The organism is Bradyrhizobium sp. HKCCYLRH1034 (assembly GCF_051168375.1).
In the GTDB taxonomy this organism is placed as follows: domain Bacteria; phylum Pseudomonadota; class Alphaproteobacteria; order Rhizobiales; family Xanthobacteraceae; genus Bradyrhizobium.
On the sequence record NZ_JBNPUW010000001.1, the window covers coordinates 237,967 to 255,529 of the forward strand.

Sequence of the window (17,563 nt, forward strand, 5' to 3'; positions counted from 1 at the left end):
TGGATACACGGCTGATGTCGACCGTTCCCGAACGCCTGGAGAGCTTGATCGAAGGGGAATTGGCTGAGCTGTCCGACAAGCGTGTGCTCTCGCATATCCGCGGCATGCTCGTCGCACCTCACATGGTGCTGCGCGATTGGAACTATGGCCAACCGGGGCAGCAATATCCCTGCTGGTTCGTGCTTCGCGATGCACAATCCGGTGCCGAGATCGCCTATTGTGAGCACGGCTTCGGACCGGGCTGCCCCTGGGGCCTGGTGAGTTCTGCGCACGAACCGGAGTTCCGCCATATGGGCATGGACTCCGGCTGGTTCACCTCGTTTCTGGATGCATTTTTCGATTCTTTCGCCTGCGTGGCGCTTCTAATCTGGAAGGTGATCAAGATCGATGCTGACGGAACCCGGACCTGTCTAACCGCCGAAGGCGCGTGGGAGAGCACATGGCAGCGGGTCTACGAATTGCGCAATCATGATCCGAGCGGCCGCTATGAATGCGGCCACGACATCGGCTATCGCAAGACTGCCACCTGATGCGCTCGTCGAATCTTCGGCCGCAACCGCCGACGAAGAGCTTCTCCTCATCGGCCTCGAACACCGGCTCGATCGCGCGATCGACCAATCCACGCCGTACTCGCTCCCTCATTCTCCCCCTAGTGATCCTCCCTCACGCCCCCTGATACTCCACCTCTTCCGCCGTGCCGCGGTCGAGCACGGCCTTCGCCTTGGCATGGTCGAGGTCGTCCTCCCAGGCGGCGACGACGACGGTGGCGACGCAGTTGCCGATCAGATTGCCGACGGCGCGCGCGATGCCGACGAACCAGTCGACCGACAACACGAGCACAAGTCCGATCGCGGGGATCGCCGGCACGGCGCCGAGCGTCGCGGCCAGGATGACGATCGCCGAGCCCGGTACGCCATGCGCGCCCTTCGACGTGACCAGCGACACGCCGAGCACCAGCAGCAGGTCGCTGACCGACAGCGGCGTGTTGGTGGCCTGGGCGATGAAGACGACGGCGAGCGTCAGGTAGATCGAGAACGCATCGAGGTTGAAGGAATAGCCGGTCGGGATGACCAGGCCGACGACCTCCTGCTTGACGCCCATCGCCTCGAGCTTGCGCATGATCTGCGGCAGCACGGAGTCGGACGAGGCCGTCGCCAGCACGATCAGCAGCTCCTCCTTCAAATAGCGCAGGAACTTGAACAGGCTGAGGCCGGCCATGCGCATCACGAGGCCAAGCGCGGTCACGACGAACAGCGCCACCGAGACGTAGAACAGCACGACCAGCGCCAAGAGCTGCTTGAGCGAGCCGACGCCATATTTGCCGACGGTGAAGCCGATGGCGCCGAGCACGCCGAGCGGCGCGACGCGCACGATCAGCCCCATCGCCTTGAACAGCACCTTGGCGACGGACTCGATCAGGTCGACCACGGGCTTGCCGGGCTCGCCGACCAGCGCCAGGCTGACGCCGAAGATCACCGCGAAGAACAGCACCTGCAGCACGTCGTTGCGGGCAAAGGCGTCGAACGCCGTCGGCGGAATGATGTTGAGGATGAAGCCGCCGAAGCCGCCGCCCTGCAGCTTGTGGGCGTTGTCGGCGAAGCTCGCGAGCTGCTTGGCGTCGAGCTTGGAGACGTCGATGTTCATGCCGTGGCCGGGGCTGAAGACCAGCGCCAGCACGAGGCCGAAGGCCAGCGCGATCGTGGTCATGCCCTCGAAATAGACCAGCGACTTGACGCCGACGCGGCCGACCTTCCTGAGATCGCCGGCGCTCGCAATGCCGTGCACGACGACGCAAAACACGATCGGCGCGACCACCATGGCGATCAGACGCAGGAAAGCGTCGCTGAAGAATTTGAGCCCCTGGGCGGTCTCGGGCGCGAAGACGCCGATCAGGATGCCGAGCACGAGCGCAGCCACGACCTGAAAGAAGAGCGAGCCGAACAGGCCTCGCTTCGGCGCGGCTGTCCCCGCCATGCTCACATCCGTTGCCGCCATTGATCGTCCCCCCTCAGAAAAAAACCGACACGTTCCGCACGCGCCGGATCACTTTGGAGGGGGAACTTTCGAAACGCAACCGCAGCCGCGTCTCACTTTTCAGCCTGTGCATGCCGTTCTGACTGTCGTGCTTGGAGGCGCCGTGGATCTTCATCGCATGTCCATCATTCCCCCGACACGACCCTTGCCGGCGCATCATCATCGTCGCCCTCGGCTTCCCGTGCCGCGAGCCGTGTCCGCACCACGGTCACCGTACACCCCGCCTCCGCGGCGACCTTCGCCGAGACGCTGCCGAGCAGCGAGCGCAGCACGGAATCGCGGCGGGCGCCGATGATGATGTGGTCGACCTGGTTGGCCTCGGCGAATTCGATGATGGAGGCCGCCGGATCGACCGCCTCCAGCACGTGCACCGTCAGCCGGCTGGCGTCGAGCTTGAGCGGCGTCGCCCAGTGCTTCAGCGCGACCATGCGGTCGATGTGCTTGTTGTTGCCCTCCTCGTCCAGGGTGCGGTCGATGGTGAGGCGCCCGAGCTTCAGCACGTTGACGCAGGCGAGCCGCGCCGCGGGCAAGGTGGCGAGGATGCGCTGCGCCGTCAGCCGCAGCGCGCCGTTGAGCTCCTCGCCGCCCTCCACGGTGTCGATCGCGACCGCCACGATCGGGCTGGAGGCGATCTGCACCGCGACGTCGGATGTTTTCTGTTCCGGCTGCACCAGGCCGCGGTTGAAGCGGCGGCGCCACACGGCCGTGATCGGGTCGCGCTTGACCTTCTCCGCACGCGCCGTCAGCTTGACCTGGTCGGGATGGCCGAGATCGAAGGCGAGCTGCGCCGCTGTCGGGTAGCGCCAGACCGGCTCGATCTCCAGGCAGCGCAGCACGATCTCCTGCAGCCACGGCGGATAGTCCGGCTTCAGCTGTCGCGGTGGATAGGGATCGCGCCACAGCCGCCGGCGCATGCCGCGCAAGGTTTCGGTCTCGCCGAACGGCCGCACGCCGGTGGTGAAGAAGTAGAGCAGCACGCCGAGCGAAAAGATGTCGCTGCGCGGATCGCTACGCGTGCCCATCATGCGCTCCGGCGCCATGTAGGGCGCGGTGCCGTAAGGCAGGCGGAACTCCTCCTGCAAGAGATCCGGCAAGTGCTTGTGGCAGGACAGGCCGTAGTCGATCAGCACCGCCTCCCCCGTCGGCCGGAACATGATGCTGGAGGGCTTGATGTCGTGATGGATGACGTGCTGCCGGTGAATATCGGCGAGCGCGGTCGCGATCTTCGCGACCAGCACCCGCGCCTCCTCGTAAGCCAGCGGCAGCTCGGGCAGCCGCTTGTACAGCGTATCGCCTGGAATCTGCTCGATCACCACATAGGCCTGGGTGGCGAAATCGCCGGTGCCGAAACAGGCCGGCACGTGCGGTCCCGACAGTTTTGGCAGAATCATCTGCTCCATCTCGAAGCTGACGATCGCCGCAGGATCCTCGCCCTCGGAGACGCGCGGCACCTTCATCAGGATGGGCCGGTCGATGTCCGGATGGGTGACGCTCCACAACGTCGCCATGCCGCCGGAATGCACGCATTCACCCACCGTGAAGCCGTCGATCACGACGCCCGGCTTGAGCCTTGATTTCGTCATGCTCTAGCGCCCCATCGAGAGCCGCTGCGCCAGCCAGGGCGGCAGGCCGTTGTCGCGAATGCGCTGCGCCGCCGCCTCGACGTCATAGGGCACGCGGCAATAGGTCAGCTCGCGGGTCCTGGTGTCGAAGGTCACGAACGACGCGGCCGGATCACCGTCGCGCGGCTGGCCGACCGAGCCGACCACGGCCAGCCATTGCCGGCCGCGCAACAGCTGAATGGGCATGTTGGCGGTCGGGGTGAAGCTCGTCATCTTCGCGGTGGCGGACATCGAGTACAGCGCCGGACGATGGATGTGGCCGCAGAACGTCACCTGCGCCTCGGTCGCGATCATGCTGCGCGCGGCATCGGCCGACGACTGCACATAGCGCCAGCGCGGCGGGCTCGAGGCCTCCGCATGCACGAACAACCGGTCGTCGTCACCGATGCTCATCGGCAGCTCGGCGAGAAAGCGGCGCTGCTCGGCGCTGAGCCGCCCGCGCGTCCACTCCATCGCCGCCTGCGCCTCGGCATTCATGCTCTCGCTCGCCGTCGAAACGGCATTGTCGTGATTGCCGCGCACCGCCAGCCCGCCACCGGCGACGATCTCCATGACGGTGTCGACCGACCATTCCGGATCGGCGCCATAGCCGACGATGTCGCCGAGACAGATGAGACGATCCGCGCCACGCGCACGCGCCGCCTCCAGGCAGGCCGCAAAGGCCTGCCGATTGGCATGGATATCGGTGAAAATCGCCAGCAGCACCCGTGTCCTCCGGTTCTCAAGGCTAGCGGCCGTGGCCACACGAGACTTGAGGAACATCAAACAAGATAGGCGGAGAGATGCGGAATGTCAGCGTTGCAGGTCCCCTGCGATGCGCCGGTGCGGCTTTCTTCCCTGGGTAAAGCCGAAGCCCAGGAACTTGCGGTGGTTCGGTCTGGCGACCGCACTCTTGACCTTGTTGACCTTGAGCTCGAGGCGCCGTGCCAGGAACGTCCCGATGCTCGCCATTACCCGCGCGCGAGCTTCGCGCGGGAGGATACGGCCGCAGCCGCCTACTGCTCGTCCTTCGGCGGCATGCGCGGCGGCAGCAGTGGCGTGAACGAGACGCCGTCGCCGGCGTTCTTGGCGGCCTTGAACTCGCCGGTGGAGGGATCACCGCCGGCGGTCTCGATGATCGTCTTCGGCAGAATGTATTCGCGCGCGGCGTCGATGACCCCGCCGTCGCCGGTGCCGAAATCGGCGGCGCGACCGCCCTGCGGATGGCCCGCCGCGATCTGGTCGGCGGCGTGCTGCGCCTTGTCGGCAAGTGTGTCGCTGTAGGGAATACGATAGGCGCGCGGCACGCCGCTCGGACGGTTGTCGTCGTCCAGCGCCTCGACCCACAGATAGACCGCGCCGGGATCGCCCTCGACGGAGTGCGGATCGACGATCCGCACCTGCAGCACCTTGAAGCTCCTCGGCAGCCGGTCGACGCTGGCCCAGCCGAGCAGGCCGCGGGCGCCGGCGAAGCTGCCGACATAGAACGCACTGGTGATGACCACGGCGACCGCCTTGGCCTGCCAAGGCAGCCTTGCATAGACCAGCACCAGCAAGAGCAGCGCGCCGATCAGCGCGTAGCACACGGACAGCGTGACGATGACGGTCTGCAGACTGCTCATCATCGCCTGATCACCCTGACGCCGGTCTTGGGATCGAGATCGGCGCCATTGCGCCAATTGCTGCGGAACGTCTCCAAAAGCGATTTCGGTCGGCGCTGCACGTCGATCACCTTGCCCTCGGCATTGAGCTTGAAGCGCAGCGCCGTCTTCTCGTCGCCGGAATGGTCGAGCACGACCTTGTCGTCGAAGATCACCTGCGCGGTCGGGTTGAGCTTCTGCACCTTCACGGTGGCCTCGACCGGCGCGCCGCTGACGTTCTGGAAATGCGAGATGTTGACGGTGTATTCGCCGGCGACGATGCCTCTGATGGTCACGATCTCCTCGCGGATCGGCGACGGGATCTTCAGACCGTTGACCAGGATGAAATCGTTGGCGCCGCCGCGGTCGTCGCGATCGAGGGTGAGGAAGCCGGCCTCGCGATGCCGGTACCAGGCGATGTTGCCGACGGGATCCTGCACGAACAGGTCGAGATCGTCGGGATGGTTATCCGGCCAGTCCATCGTGATCAGGAACTCGGCCTTCGAGTCGACCTTGCCGTCCTTGGCGTCCGGCGAGATCGCGAGCACCGCGATGAAGAAGAAGAACGCGACGATCTGTAGCGCCTTGAACAGCATGACGCTGAACGGGTCGAACTGCTCCTCGCGCGGGTAGAGCCCGAAATCGTCCATCATGCGCCCTGCTCCGGCGCGCGATCCATCGCGCGCTCGAGCCGCGGCGTCACCCGCGTCTCGGTGAGCATGACCGCGTCCGAAAACACGCGCCCAGTCGCCGCATCCAGCATGTAGTACTGGATGCGCACCAGGATCGAGCCGACGAGGCCGGCGAGCGTCGTGTACATGGCCACCGCCATGCCGTCGCTCATCAGCCCCATCGAGGATTTCATCGCCAGCTTGTCGTTGACGTCGAGGCCGGCAATCGGCGCCAGCATGATGATGAAGCCGATGATGGTGCCGAGCAGGCCGAGCTTCATCAGCGTGTCCGAGGCGAAGCCGCCGAAGCCGTTGGAGCCGCGCAGGCGGTCGGCGAGCGTCCGCAGCAGCAGCGTCTGGTCGAGCCGCCCTGCCCCTTGCGTTTGCGCCTTGGTGACGAGGCTGCGGATGTGGTTGGTGACCAGCCCTTTGGGAAGCAACTGCGCATCAGGTTCGAGCGCGCGCGCCGCATCGGGCCCGATCAGCACGGCGCGGCAGCGCCGCGCCGCATCCGCCTCGCGCGCGATCGCTCTGGTGCGCCAGAAGCAATGGCAGCACGTGGCGACGTAGAGCACGGCGATGACGCTGGAGATGTAGGTGCGGTCGGAGGCGACCATCAGGTGGAAATAGCCGTAGCGGGCGAGCACCACGGCGGCGAATATCGTAAGGCCGGTGAAGATCATCCAGAGCAGCAGCGGCCCGCGCTCGGCTGCGTCGCGCGCAGGTTCCACTCGTTCGGCACTGCTGACCACGCTCATGCATGAACTCCCGATGCGCGCCGTTTCGTTCGGCGCTTCGCAGGCGAGTTAAGCAGAGCGGCGGAACAGCGTCCAAAGACATCTGCCTCGAGGCTCTCGGGAAAATTTCCCAACCTGCCGCTTGCTGCAGTGCATTTGCTTGGCGGAGCACCAGCCCATTGTTACGCTGCGGCAAAAGCCGTGGAGAGGATCGCATGCGTCTCGTGCTCCAGCTCATTGCGCGCCTCGCGCTGATCGTGCTGCTGTGTCTGGCCGCCGCGGCCGTATGGGTCACCGTCGACGCCTATCGCAGCGTCGACCGCGCCACCGCGGCATCGGCCGACCGGGTCTCGCAGGCGCTGGAGGCGCTGTACTGGCGCGAGCTGCTGCTGCGCGGCAACCGATCGCGCGAGCGGCTGCTGCCGCTGCCCGACTGGCGCACGACCGAGACCATGAAGCTGATCGCGCCCGGCATCTGCGTACAGTTCAAGCCGGAGGCGGCGTTCGAGAAACCGCTGTGCGGCCAGAGCAAGGGCCTCGGCGCCGCGCCGCCGCGCTGGTTCTCAAGCGCCGTGGAAGCCATCCTCGGCGATCACGCGGCGGTCGCGCAGCCGATCAGCGCGCGCGCCACCACGGCGGGAACCGTCTCGGCGATCGCCGATCCCGATGCGGCGATCCAGCTCGCCTGGCTGCGCATCCAGGACAGCTTTGGCGTGGCGCTGGCGATGGCGGTCGCGATCGGCGTACTGGCCTCGCTGGCGATCGCCCATGCGCTGGCGCCGGCGCGCAGCATCGTCTCGGCGCTGCAGCGGATGGCCGAGGGCGACCACCGCCCCTCACTGCCGCGCTTCCGCTCGATGGAGCTCGCGATGATCGGCCGCGCCGTCGGCGAGCTCGGCGACCGGCTGGCGCAGGCCAACGAGCAGCGCGCCGCGCTGACCGAGCGCCTGCTCGACATCCGCGACGAGGAGCGGCGGGCGCTCGCCCGCGAGCTGCACGACGAGTTCGGGCAGAACCTCACTGCGATCCTCGCTTTTGCCTCGACGATCGAGAGCGCCGGCAACGGCCGCAACGATCAGATCGCCCAGGACGCACGCATGATCACGCAGTCCGTCAGCCATCTGATGGCGTGCCTGCGCGGCACCTTGAGCCGACTGCGCCGTCCGCTCACCGAGGAGCTCGGCCTCGCCGCAGGCCTGATCGCGCTGACCGAGAACTATCAGCACGCCGCGCGACCGGCGATCCGGCTCGACCTCCACGGTGATCTCGCCGACATCCAGGGCCCGGTCGCGGTCACCGCCTACCGGATGGCGCAGGAGTGCCTGACCAACGCCCTGCGCCACACCAGTGCGAGCGAGGTGTCGTTGCGGGTCGAGCGGCGCTCCGGGCCCGACAGTGCGCTGCTGATTTCAGTCGAGGACGACGGCGGCGGCGATGCGACACTGCTGGCGCAATCGAGCGGCTTCGGCCTGACCGGAATCCGCGAGCGCATCGCCGCGGTCGGCGGCTCGCTGTCGATCGGACCGGCCGCGCGCGGGCTCAGCGTCTCCGCGACAATTCCACTGGCCGCCTGAGACAACCGGGATGCCCGAGCGCACTGGCATTTCGATCCTGCTGGTCGACGACCACCCGGTGGTCCGGCAAGGCTATCGCCGCGTGCTGGAGAGCCAGGACGGGTTTCGAGTCATCGCCGAGGCCGACAGCGCCGCGGCGGCCTATGCCGCGTTCAAGGCGCATGCGCCCGACGTGGTCGTGCTCGACATCTCGATGAAGGGCGCCAGCGGGCTGGAGGCGATCCGCAACATCCGCGCTCGCGACAATCGCGCCTGCATCCTCGTGTTCTCGATGCATGGCGAGGCGCCGCTGGTGAAGGCGGCGTTCGCCGCCGGCGCGAGCGGCTTCGTCACCAAGAGCAGCGAGCCGTCGGCGCTGGTCCGTGCCATCCGCATGGTGATCAGCGGGGAGCGCGCGCTCAGCGACGACGTCGCCCATGTGCTGGCCGCCGACAGTCTCGATCCGCAGCAGACCGTGCTCGACCGGCTCGGCGAGCGTGAGATCGAAATCCTGCGCCAGTTCGCGTCGGGCCTGACCACCGAGCAGATCGCCACGAACCTGCACCTCAGCGTCAAGACGGTGCAGAACTATCATTATCTGGTGAAGGCCAAGACGGGACTGCAGACGGATGCGCAGCTGGTGCGGCTGGCGGTGACCAGCGGGCTGACGGATTTGTAGCCCGGATGAGCGCGCGCCTAGCGCGCCTGAAGTCCACGGAGCAGCAGGGTCAGCACGGCATCGACGCGGGCCGAGCAGGTGCATTCGCCCCATTCTTCAGCGTGGGCGGGATGATGGAAGCTTCGGGTCGCGTCGAAGATCGCCGCGGCCGCGGTCTTGGGATCAGCGACATCGAACGTCCCCTGCGCGACCCCCTCAGCGATCATGCCCTCGACCTGGGCGATCAGGTTCTGCTTGTGCGCCTTGACCACCGAGCACGCCTCGCGCGCCAGGGTGAGATAGGTCGCGAACATCTCCGGATCTTCACAGACCCGTTTCTGCTTGGCGCCGAACAGCTCGCGCAGCCAGCGCTCCAGCTTCGCCGGCGCCGGTCCCGGCTCGGCCGCGATCTGCGCCAGCGGCGCGCTGACCCGCTCGAGCCAGCGCTTGGCAACCGCCTCGCGCAGCGACGCCTTGCTCGGAAAGTGACGGTAGACGGAGCCGTGGCTGACATCGAGCGCTCTCGCGACGTCGACGACCGTCGCTTTGGCGAGCCCATAACGGCGCAACACGTCCTCGGTAACTTCGAGGATGCGCTCGGATGTCAGAACCACGGCTTCATTCATGCGTGCACCATATCGGCGTCGGACGTATTCGCCTTGATCTGGATCGTCTCAGCCTGGTCGGTGGACGATGGCGCGCGAAACCTGGTGGCCTGGGCCTCCAGGTGACGCGCGACCTGGAGATTCAGCCAGTCCTGAAATTGTGAGTGCAGCAATCGCTTTTCAATTTTCATCGAAGCGGTCCTTCGCAGTTGAAACCGCTGAACCCAAGGTCAGACAGTGGAAGTTGATCTTAAGCAAGATGGCAAGATCGATATACACCATCGCGCTGACAGATTTCAATATCTGTCAGCGCGATTCTTTGAAAATGGTATTATGATCCTGCAACGGCATGCCGAGCGGCTGGAAAGACCGCGGTTTGTGTCGATCCGGCCGCTCTGGTAAAGCGCGGCGTAAAATGCCGGCGCGGACGCTTGGTCCCGCCCACCTTCCCTCCCGCCTCGGAGCGCCGTCGATGATCCCCCGCTATTCCCGTCCCGAAATGGCCTCGATCTGGGAGCCGCAGACCCGGTTCAAGATCTGGTTCGAGATCGAGGCGCATGCGGCGGACGCGCTGGCGGAGCTCGGCGTGATCCCGAAGGAGGCCGCCAAGACGATCTGGGCCAAGGCCAAGGACGCCACCTTCGACGTCGCCCGCATCGACGAGATCGAGCGCGAGACCAAGCACGACGTCATCGCCTTCCTGACCCATCTCGCCGAGATCGTCGGTCCCGAGGCGCGCTTCGTGCACCAGGGCATGACGTCATCGGACGTGCTCGACACCTGCCTCAACGTCCAGCTCACCCGCGCCGCCGACCTGCTGCTCGCCGATCTCGACCGCGTGCTTGCGGCGCTGAAGACACGCGCCTTCGAGCACAAGATGACGCCGACCATCGGCCGCTCGCACGGCATCCACGCCGAGCCGGTGACGTTCGGCCTCAAGCTCGCTTATGCCTATGCCGAATTCTCCCGCGCGCGCGCGCGCCTGGTCGCCGCGCGGAAGGAAGTCGCGACCTGCGCGATTTCCGGCGCCGTCGGCACCTTCGCCCAGATCGATCCGCGCGTGGAAGAGCACGTCGCCAAGGCGATGGGCCTGTCGCCCGAGCCGATCTCGACCCAGGTGATTCCGCGCGACCGCCACGCGATGTTCTTTGCGACCCTCGGCGTGATCGCCTCCTCGGTCGAACGCTTTGCGACCGAAGTCCGCCACCTGCAGCGCACCGAGGTGCTGGAAGCCGAGGAGTTCTTCTCCGAGGGGCAGAAGGGCTCGTCGGCGATGCCGCACAAGCGCAACCCGGTGCTGTCGGAGAACCTCACCGGCCTCGCCCGCATGGTGCGTGCCTATGTGACGCCCGCGATGGAGAACGTCGTGCTCTGGCATGAGCGCGACATCTCGCACTCCTCGGTCGAGCGCATGATCGGCCCCGACGCCACCGTGACGCTCGACTTCGCGCTGGTTCGCCTCGCCGGCCTGGTCGAGAAGCTGCTGGTCTATCCCGCCAACATGGAAAAGAACCTCGAGCGCCTCGGCGGCCTCGTGCACTCGCAGCGCGTGCTGATCGCGCTGACCCAGAAGGGGACGAGCCGCGAGGACTCCTACAAGCTGGTCCAGCGCAACGCGATGCCGGTGTGGCGCGGCGAAGGCGACTTCCGCACCCTGCTGAAGGCCGATGCCGACGTGAAGAAGTACCTGACCGATGCCGAGATCGACGAGCAGTTCGACCTCGGCTATCACCTCAAGCACGTCGACACGATCTTCAAGCGCGTGTTCGGGGAGAGCTGAGCGCGCGTCGAGCGGGCGGACGCCTCAGTCCGCCTCCTCGCACTTGTCCTGCTTGACCTTGAACATCTTCCGGAACTGGGTCTCGAGCGCGCTCCGCATCGCCTCCATCTTCTTCTCGCCGGTGTTGCGGAGGTTGTAGTTGATAGCGCAATTGCTCCAGCCGAAATTGACCAGATAGATCCGCATGCGCTCCTGGCCGTCCGGCTTCTGCGCTTCGGCGACGTAGCGGGCGACGCAGGCCTTCGGGCTGGCGTTGTCGGCACAGCCCTTATCCACGGTCTGGCGAAACATCTGTTGCAGGTCGGTCTTGCCCTCGATCGCGTCGACGAAGCGCGCGCAGGCGGCGGCAGGCTGATAGTCGCGCAGCGCAGAGGGCGTCTTGAAGCCGCGGGTCTGCGCCAGGTCGAAATCGCAACTGTCCTTCAGCTCCGCCACCCTGGCGCGCCGATAGTCATCGATGCCGGGCAGCGCGATGAACTCCAGCCGCGCGGCAGCGTCGAGCGTGGCCTTGCAGGCGCGGTCGATCTTGTCGGCGTCGAGCGCCGCGACCGCCTTCGGGTCGAATGCCGGCAACGTGCCCGGCGAGTCGAAATCGGACGGGCCAAACAGCAGACGGACGGTGTTGCGCAGCCGCGTCTCGTCGTGCTTGGCGGGATCGTACCGGACCGTGAAACGGCAGCCGCTGTCCCAGGACATCGTCCGCTCGGCGGCATGGGCGCTGGCACCGGCGAGCGTGACGGCGGCGAGCGCCAAGCGTGCGGTCCATCCTGTCCAGCTTCGTCGGGTCATGGTACTCCTCGCAGGCGATCAATGCCTGCATCCTACCCAGCCCCGACGCCAACACCAGCCCGTGCCGCGCAGCATCTGAAGCGTGACGACGTCACGCTCGGCAAGTGCCAGACCTGGCAGCGCTTGCAGCTACAGCTTCTTCAACGAGACGACCGCGTTGCCCTTGTTGTTGAAGTAGAATCGATACAACAGCAGCCAAGGAAGCATGATGGACGTGTCGTTGACGTAGACGAACACCTCCCCATCGCTGCGGGCCGTGAACCTGGCTGTCCAGCGGCTGCTGCCGGGCGTTTCCTGCTGGAAAGCCGGGAGATGCTCCTCCAGCCCGGTGCTGCCCACCCGCACGATCGGTGCGAACCAGTTCGACCAGATCAGCCGCTTGAAGGGTATCCCAGGCAATTGGGTCCAGGTGCCGTAACCGAAGCCGGCCGGAGTCGCAGGGATGCCGCCGTCGCTCCATGCCTCCCCGACGTCGAGCACGATCTGATAGGTCTCGCCCTGCGCCACGGTCAGCGCTGTCGGATAGCAATGGTGACGCGTCTCGAATACTGGCCGGATGCTTCCACCAGGGTATGCGCCGATCTCTGTCTCCTCGACCTCGATCGGCCTCAGCGTCTCCTTGCAGAACAGCCCGGCCGTATTGGCCGCGCCGAACCCGAGCCACCAGAACAGCCAGAACATGATGGCGAACGGGAAGATCCACGTTTTCAGCAGATAGAAACCGGCGATGTACCAGCCCTGGCGTCGCAGCGAATAGACCGTCGCGCGCCAGCCGGTCACCGGCTTGTGCCGGGATGGATCGTTCCAGGCGATGCGTGCGGCGTCGCGGATCGTTCGCTGCAGTGAGGTGCCCCACGCCGTCAAGCCGAGTGCAGCGGCCACACCCACCACTAGCAAACCCGGCGAATCCCGAAACGCGACGAACCATGGGTCGAGAAATTTGGGCAAGAAGGCTGCCGCTCCGTTGACCAGCGGATTTACCAGCCCATGCAAGGGCTCATAAAGCACGCGCGGCCAATAGATGACGAAATATGGGATCGCCGCGACGAACAGCAGCGCGAACATGGTGGCGAAATAGACCACGCGGCGCAGCCAGACCCAATTCCAGACATCGTCCTGCACCCGCGTCCGCGCGTGCCCGTGATCGAGCGGATGCAGCGCATCGACCGGCGTATCGGTCTCATCCGTGACGCGGTAAGCGGCGGGTACGACCACCGGTGCATAGTGATCGGGACCCGACCCAATGCGTTCGAACACGGTGCGGTGGATCGTCGGCTTCACCGGCGGCAGAGGTGGCTGCGGCAGGCTCGGATGCAGATCGTCAGCAAGAAGCCCGGTCTGGGCCTTGAACGGCGAATGAAGCAGCCACTTGATGCGACTGACATCGTACCGGAGCGATAGCTTGTAGGGCGGCGCGTCATAGATCTCGCGCAGATTGCGCGGCTTGTAGCGGTAGTAGGCCGCAAGCCCCTTGCGCGAGTCGTTCAGCGTGTCGAGCGGATCGATCTCGGGATCGTAGAGGAGCCTGCGCCGCCCGTCGAGATAGACGAGACCATAGGCCTGGGCGCGGTCGAGCATCCAATCGAGCGTCACATAGGAAAGGCCATCCTGCGGATAGCCGCCGCCGATGTCGGAATGCACGCCGGTAAACCACACCTGGCTGATGCGCTCGCGGTCACGTGGCGGCAGATCGGTGCGCAGATGCGGCGGCGGGTCGGCCAGTTTCGCAGCCGCGCTGCGCGGATCGTGGTCGATGCCGAACAGCCAGTCCTTCTTGTCACTGCGGCCTGAAACAGCCTCGTCCCGTCCCCACACATAGCGCTCATCCCAGATCACCGGGCGGAAGGCGTCACGCTCCTCCTCGATCGCGAGGGCGTGGCAGGCGCGATGGATCTTGGAATTCATGAACTGGTCCGGCATCGACAGCGGCCAGATCCAATAGTCAATGGCGCGCGTCATCTCCTCGATCGGCCCGCCGTAGGCGTCAACGGTGTCCCAAATGCCGACGAAATGCACGCTCTCGACCTCGACTGCTGGCGGAGCCTGCAGCGCCACGCCCTGCACTCTGCGCAGCGTTCTAATTCCCCAGTCGCGCACTCCGCGCAGGTCCAGGCCGATCTTGCCGAGATATCTGAGAATTCCGCTATTGTAGCGACGCCGATAGCGGCGATAGGCGTCTGCGGCGAACCGGGCGAGATCGGCTTCATTGTCGTCGTAGGCGACGAGCCCCTGCCCCGCGATCATTGCCGCCACGATACGGATGGTGAAGGCACCGCGGCTGAACCCGAAGCAGTAGATGCGGTCGCCCGGCTTGTAGTTGCGACAGCAGAAGCTGTAGATCGCAATCACATTCCGCTTCAGGCCGAAGCCGAAGATGCCGCCGAGGGCTGCGAACAGCTTGAAGGAGGACGTTCCGACGCCATCGTCATAAAAGGCGACTTGCCGGCGCGGATCGCGCAGGTCCAGCAGCTGGAACAGGCGCCAGACATTGGTCTTGAACACGGCCTTGGCGCTGTTGCCGGTCCCGTCCGACAACAGCACGATGTTCTTTGCAACAGGATTGGACACGAGGCCCCCCGACCAGAATGCCGGCAGGGAGATTGGTCCGCAATTGCAGGAAAATCAAGGCACAATCCCTGCGCGAGCCCGCAGGACCACCCGCTCAGTTCTCAGCACCGCCCGTCATCCGCAAGGCAACATCGTCGCTTGATCCAATGCGGTCATCGAACGGGGGACGGCTTATCGAGGCGCGACTGACAGAGCGGCACGCATGGAATCACTCAAAAATGATCAGCAGATGCCTTTGTGCGGTTGTCCGACATCTCGTCGTCGACCTCTGATCCTTCGACAGAGGTCAGATCCGCGACTAAGCAGGTCGCCGGAATTCACCACTGACGAGCCCGACATGCCCGAGACGATCGCGAGCTACGATCCCCTGCTGCGATGGATTCATTGGGCGACCGCCCTGCTGTTCATCGCAGCGATGCTGATCGGGCTGTATTGCGGCCTTCAGCCGGCCGGGACGTCGCCGCGGCGGGAGCTGCTGGAGGTTCACAAATCGCTCGGCGTCACGCTGTTTATGCTGGCCATTATCCGCGTGATCGTGCGGGCTCGCACCACGGCGCCGGCCGCTCCGGCCACGTTCGGACCGATGGTCCGCGCGCTGTCGCAGCTCAATCATTGGGCGCTCTATGCGCTGCTGCTGATCATGCCCGTCACCGGCTACATGTTCTCGTCGGCCGGCGGCTACTCGCTGCGCTATTTCGGGACCTTCAGCTGGCCGCGCCTGTTCGCCGGCGACAGGACGATCGCCCATGCCGGCGAGATCACGCATGATACGCTGGCCTATCTGGTCTATCTCGTGGTCGGCCTGCACATTGCGGCCACGCTCTGGCACGCGTTTGTCAAGAAGGACGAGGCGCTGGCCCGGATGTGGCCGCGGCGGTGAGCGTGGCCGCCGTAGGGTGGGCAAAGCAGCCGCCGTCAGCCGGCAGCGTGCCCATCGTCGTGCGGCGAGCTCATTGCCAAGACGATGGGCACGGCGCTACACAATCCCGATCGTGGAGACCGCACGGCCGCGCCTTTGCTCCCCGACTCGACAACTATATCGGCTTCGCTGCCACAACGAGATCGCCGGCGCGCTGGTCCTGCTTCAGCAGGGCGGCGAGCTCGCTCTCGTCGAGCGTCTCCTTGACCAGCAGGCGGCGCGCCGCGCGCTCCAGCACGTCGCGCTTGTCCTGGAGCAGCTTGCGGGTGCGCTCCAGCGCGTTCGTCACGATCGCACGCACCTCGGCGTCGATCGCATCCCCTGCGGCCTCGCCATACTCGGCGCTGCGTGAGACGCCCGGCGCAAGAAACGACTGGTTGTCGCGCTCATAGGCGACCGAGCCCAGTTGCTCCGACATGCCGTAGCGGGTCACCATCGAGCGCGCGATGTCGGTGACGCGGCGCAGATCGTCGGCGGCGCCCGTCGACAGATGGCCGTAGACCACGAGCTCCGCGGCGCGGCCGCCGAGCAGCACCGCCATCTTGTTCTCGAGCTCCTCGCGCGTCATCAGGAAGCGATCTTCCGTCGGGCGCTGGATGGTGTAGCCGAGCGCGCCGACGCCGCGCGGGATGATCGAGACCTTGTGCACGGGATCGGTGCCCGGCAGGCTCATCGCAACGATCGCGTGCCCCATCTCGTGATAGGCGACGATCTCGCGCTCCTTCGGATTGAGCAGCCGGTTGCGCTTCTCCAGACCGGCGACGATGCGCTCGATCGCATTGTTGAAATCGTCGAGCGTGACCTCGTCGGCGCCGCGCCGCGTCGCCAGCAAGGTCGCCTCGTTGACGAGGTTGGCGAGATCAGCGCCGGTGAAGCCGGGCGTCAGCGCCGCGACCTTCTCCGGATCGACGTCGGCGGCGAGCTTGGCCTTCTTCAGATGCACCTGCAGGATCTGGATGCGACCCGGCTTGTCGGGCCGGTCGACCAGCACCTGGCGGTCGAAGCGGCCGGCCCGCAGCAGCGCCGGATCGAGAATCTCCGGCCGGTTGGTCGCCGCGAGCAGCACGAGACCGGTCGAGGAATCGAAGCCGTCGAGCTCGACCAGCAACTGGTTCAAGGTCTGCTCCTTCTCGTCATGGCCGCCGGCGAACGGGCCCATGCCGCGGGCGCGGCCGAGCGCATCGAGCTCGTCGATGAAGATGATCGCGGGCGCCTTGGCGCGGGCCTGCTCGAACAGGTCGCGCACGCGCGCGGCACCGACGCCGACGAACATCTCGACGAATTCCGAGCCCGAGATCGAGAAGAATGGCACGCCGGCCTCGCCCGCGACCGCCTTGGCGAGCAGCGTCTTGCCGGTGCCGGGCGGGCCGACCAGCAGCACGCCCTTGGGCATGCGGCCGCCGAGACGGCCATAGGATTTCGGATCCTTCAGGAACGAGACGATCTCGCGCAGTTCGTCCTTGGCCTCGTCGACGCCGGCAACGTCGTCGAAGCGAACGCCCGTGTTGGATTCGACGTAGACCTTGGCCTTGCTCTTGCCGATCTGCATCAGGCCGCCGCCGAGCCCGCCGGCGCCGCCCATCATCCGGCGCGACAGCCAGTACCAGACGCCGAAGAACAGCGCGATCGGCATCACCAGCGAGAGGATGTCGCCGAGGATGTTGCTCTCGACGCGGCCGGTGAAGGTGACGTTGGCCTTGCTGAGCTCCTTGGCGAACTCCTGGTCGACGCGCGTCGTCGCGAAGCGCGACTGGCCGCTGGGCAGCGGCTCCTTCAGCGTGCCTTCCAGGTAGTTCTCGGAGACGCCGACCTCCTTCACCTTGCCGGCTGCGAGCAGGTCCTGGAATTGACTGTAGGGAATGACGGCGACCTGGCGATAGCTCGTCCACGCATTGTGGATCATCATCGCGACGAAGATCGCGACGATTGCGTACCAGAGATTGAAGCGGGTCTGCTTGGTCATGGGTCTCTCAATCGGGTGATCAGTCGAAATCGAGTGTCCGCGAAC

The 17,563-nt window shown here is 65.8% G+C and carries 17 protein-coding genes; 5 read left to right on the forward strand and 12 right to left on the reverse strand.

The window, feature by feature from the left end:
- The first annotated feature begins 14 nt into the window (after nt 1-14).
- Complete coding sequence (locus ACQR0W_RS01075; protein WP_316170293.1) at nt 15-530, forward strand: hypothetical protein; 516 nt, start codon at nt 15-17, stop codon at nt 528-530.
- A 133-nt stretch (nt 531-663) separates the two neighbouring features.
- Here the strand turns inward: ACQR0W_RS01075 and ACQR0W_RS01080 are convergent, their stop codons facing one another.
- The 7 genes from ACQR0W_RS01080 to ACQR0W_RS01110 form a co-directional block, all read right to left on the reverse strand.
- Entirely contained in the window at nt 664-1,995 is a 1,332-nt protein-coding gene (locus ACQR0W_RS01080; protein ID WP_315714783.1) for a dicarboxylate/amino acid:cation symporter, read from the reverse strand.
- A 164-nt stretch (nt 1,996-2,159) separates the two neighbouring features.
- Nucleotides 2,160-3,617, reverse strand: coding sequence for a serine/threonine protein kinase (locus tag ACQR0W_RS01085; RefSeq protein WP_316170294.1), 1,458 nt, complete (start codon nt 3,615-3,617; stop codon nt 2,160-2,162).
- 3 nt (nt 3,618-3,620) lie between these two features.
- The gene (locus tag ACQR0W_RS01090) at nt 3,621-4,361 is read right to left on the reverse strand and encodes a metallophosphoesterase family protein (protein ID WP_316170295.1); all 741 of its coding nucleotides are present in this window, start codon (nt 4,359-4,361) and stop codon (nt 3,621-3,623) included.
- A gap of 87 nt (nt 4,362-4,448) precedes the next feature.
- Nucleotides 4,449-4,607, reverse strand: a complete 159-nt coding sequence (locus ACQR0W_RS01095) for a hypothetical protein (RefSeq protein WP_315714786.1) — start codon at nt 4,605-4,607, stop codon at nt 4,449-4,451.
- 44 nt (nt 4,608-4,651) lie between these two features.
- Nucleotides 4,652-5,260: a hypothetical protein gene (locus ACQR0W_RS01100; protein WP_315749351.1), complete on the reverse strand. Its 609-nt coding sequence runs from the start codon at nt 5,258-5,260 to the stop codon at nt 4,652-4,654.
- Nucleotides 5,257-5,928: a hypothetical protein gene (locus tag ACQR0W_RS01105; RefSeq protein WP_315714788.1), complete on the reverse strand. Its 672-nt coding sequence runs from the start codon at nt 5,926-5,928 to the stop codon at nt 5,257-5,259. The genes ACQR0W_RS01100 and ACQR0W_RS01105 overlap by 4 nt, the downstream gene beginning before the upstream one ends.
- Complete coding sequence (locus tag ACQR0W_RS01110; protein ID WP_316164444.1) at nt 5,925-6,704, reverse strand: MotA/TolQ/ExbB proton channel family protein; 780 nt, start codon at nt 6,702-6,704, stop codon at nt 5,925-5,927. Before ACQR0W_RS01110 ends, ACQR0W_RS01105 begins: the two co-directional genes overlap by 4 nt.
- Before the next feature lie 194 nt (nt 6,705-6,898).
- On the opposite strand from ACQR0W_RS01110, the gene ACQR0W_RS01115 reads away from it, so the two are divergent.
- Nucleotides 6,899-8,257: a sensor histidine kinase gene (locus ACQR0W_RS01115; RefSeq protein ID WP_316186832.1), complete on the forward strand. Its 1,359-nt coding sequence runs from the start codon at nt 6,899-6,901 to the stop codon at nt 8,255-8,257.
- Nucleotides 8,258-8,267: 10 nt separating this feature from the next.
- Complete coding sequence (locus ACQR0W_RS01120; RefSeq protein WP_315714791.1) at nt 8,268-8,915, forward strand: response regulator transcription factor; 648 nt, start codon at nt 8,268-8,270, stop codon at nt 8,913-8,915.
- 17 nt (nt 8,916-8,932) lie between these two features.
- On the opposite strand, the gene ACQR0W_RS01125 is transcribed toward ACQR0W_RS01120, so the two are convergent.
- Both ACQR0W_RS01125 and ACQR0W_RS01130 read right to left on the reverse strand, forming a co-directional pair.
- The gene (locus ACQR0W_RS01125; RefSeq protein WP_316164442.1) at nt 8,933-9,520 is read right to left on the reverse strand and encodes a TetR family transcriptional regulator; all 588 of its coding nucleotides are present in this window, start codon (nt 9,518-9,520) and stop codon (nt 8,933-8,935) included.
- Nucleotides 9,517-9,690, reverse strand: a complete 174-nt coding sequence (locus ACQR0W_RS01130) for a hypothetical protein (protein ID WP_316170297.1) — start codon at nt 9,688-9,690, stop codon at nt 9,517-9,519. The genes ACQR0W_RS01125 and ACQR0W_RS01130 overlap by 4 nt, the downstream gene beginning before the upstream one ends.
- A gap of 281 nt (nt 9,691-9,971) precedes the next feature.
- Between ACQR0W_RS01130 and purB the strand changes: the two genes are divergently transcribed.
- Entirely contained in the window at nt 9,972-11,279 is a 1,308-nt protein-coding gene (gene purB, locus ACQR0W_RS01135; protein ID WP_316170298.1) for an adenylosuccinate lyase, read from the forward strand.
- A 24-nt stretch (nt 11,280-11,303) separates the two neighbouring features.
- Here purB and ACQR0W_RS01140 read toward each other — a convergent pair whose 3' ends face one another.
- A complete protein-coding gene (locus tag ACQR0W_RS01140; protein ID WP_316170299.1) occupies nt 11,304-12,068 on the reverse strand; it encodes a hypothetical protein in 765 nt (254 codons plus the stop codon).
- A 129-nt stretch (nt 12,069-12,197) separates the two neighbouring features.
- Nucleotides 12,198-14,636, reverse strand: coding sequence for a DUF2235 domain-containing protein (locus ACQR0W_RS01145; RefSeq protein WP_316170300.1), 2,439 nt, complete (start codon nt 14,634-14,636; stop codon nt 12,198-12,200).
- Between the two features lie 337 nt (nt 14,637-14,973).
- Here ACQR0W_RS01145 and ACQR0W_RS01150 point away from each other — a divergent pair, with 337 nt between their 5' ends.
- Nucleotides 14,974-15,516: a cytochrome b gene (locus ACQR0W_RS01150; RefSeq protein ID WP_315826286.1), complete on the forward strand. Its 543-nt coding sequence runs from the start codon at nt 14,974-14,976 to the stop codon at nt 15,514-15,516.
- A 154-nt stretch (nt 15,517-15,670) separates the two neighbouring features.
- Here the strand turns inward: ACQR0W_RS01150 and ftsH are convergent, their stop codons facing one another.
- On the reverse strand, nt 15,671-17,518 hold the full coding sequence (ftsH, locus tag ACQR0W_RS01155) for an ATP-dependent zinc metalloprotease FtsH (RefSeq protein WP_315826287.1): 1,848 nt from the start codon (nt 17,516-17,518) through the stop codon (nt 15,671-15,673).
- Nucleotides 17,519-17,563 lie beyond the last annotated feature (45 nt).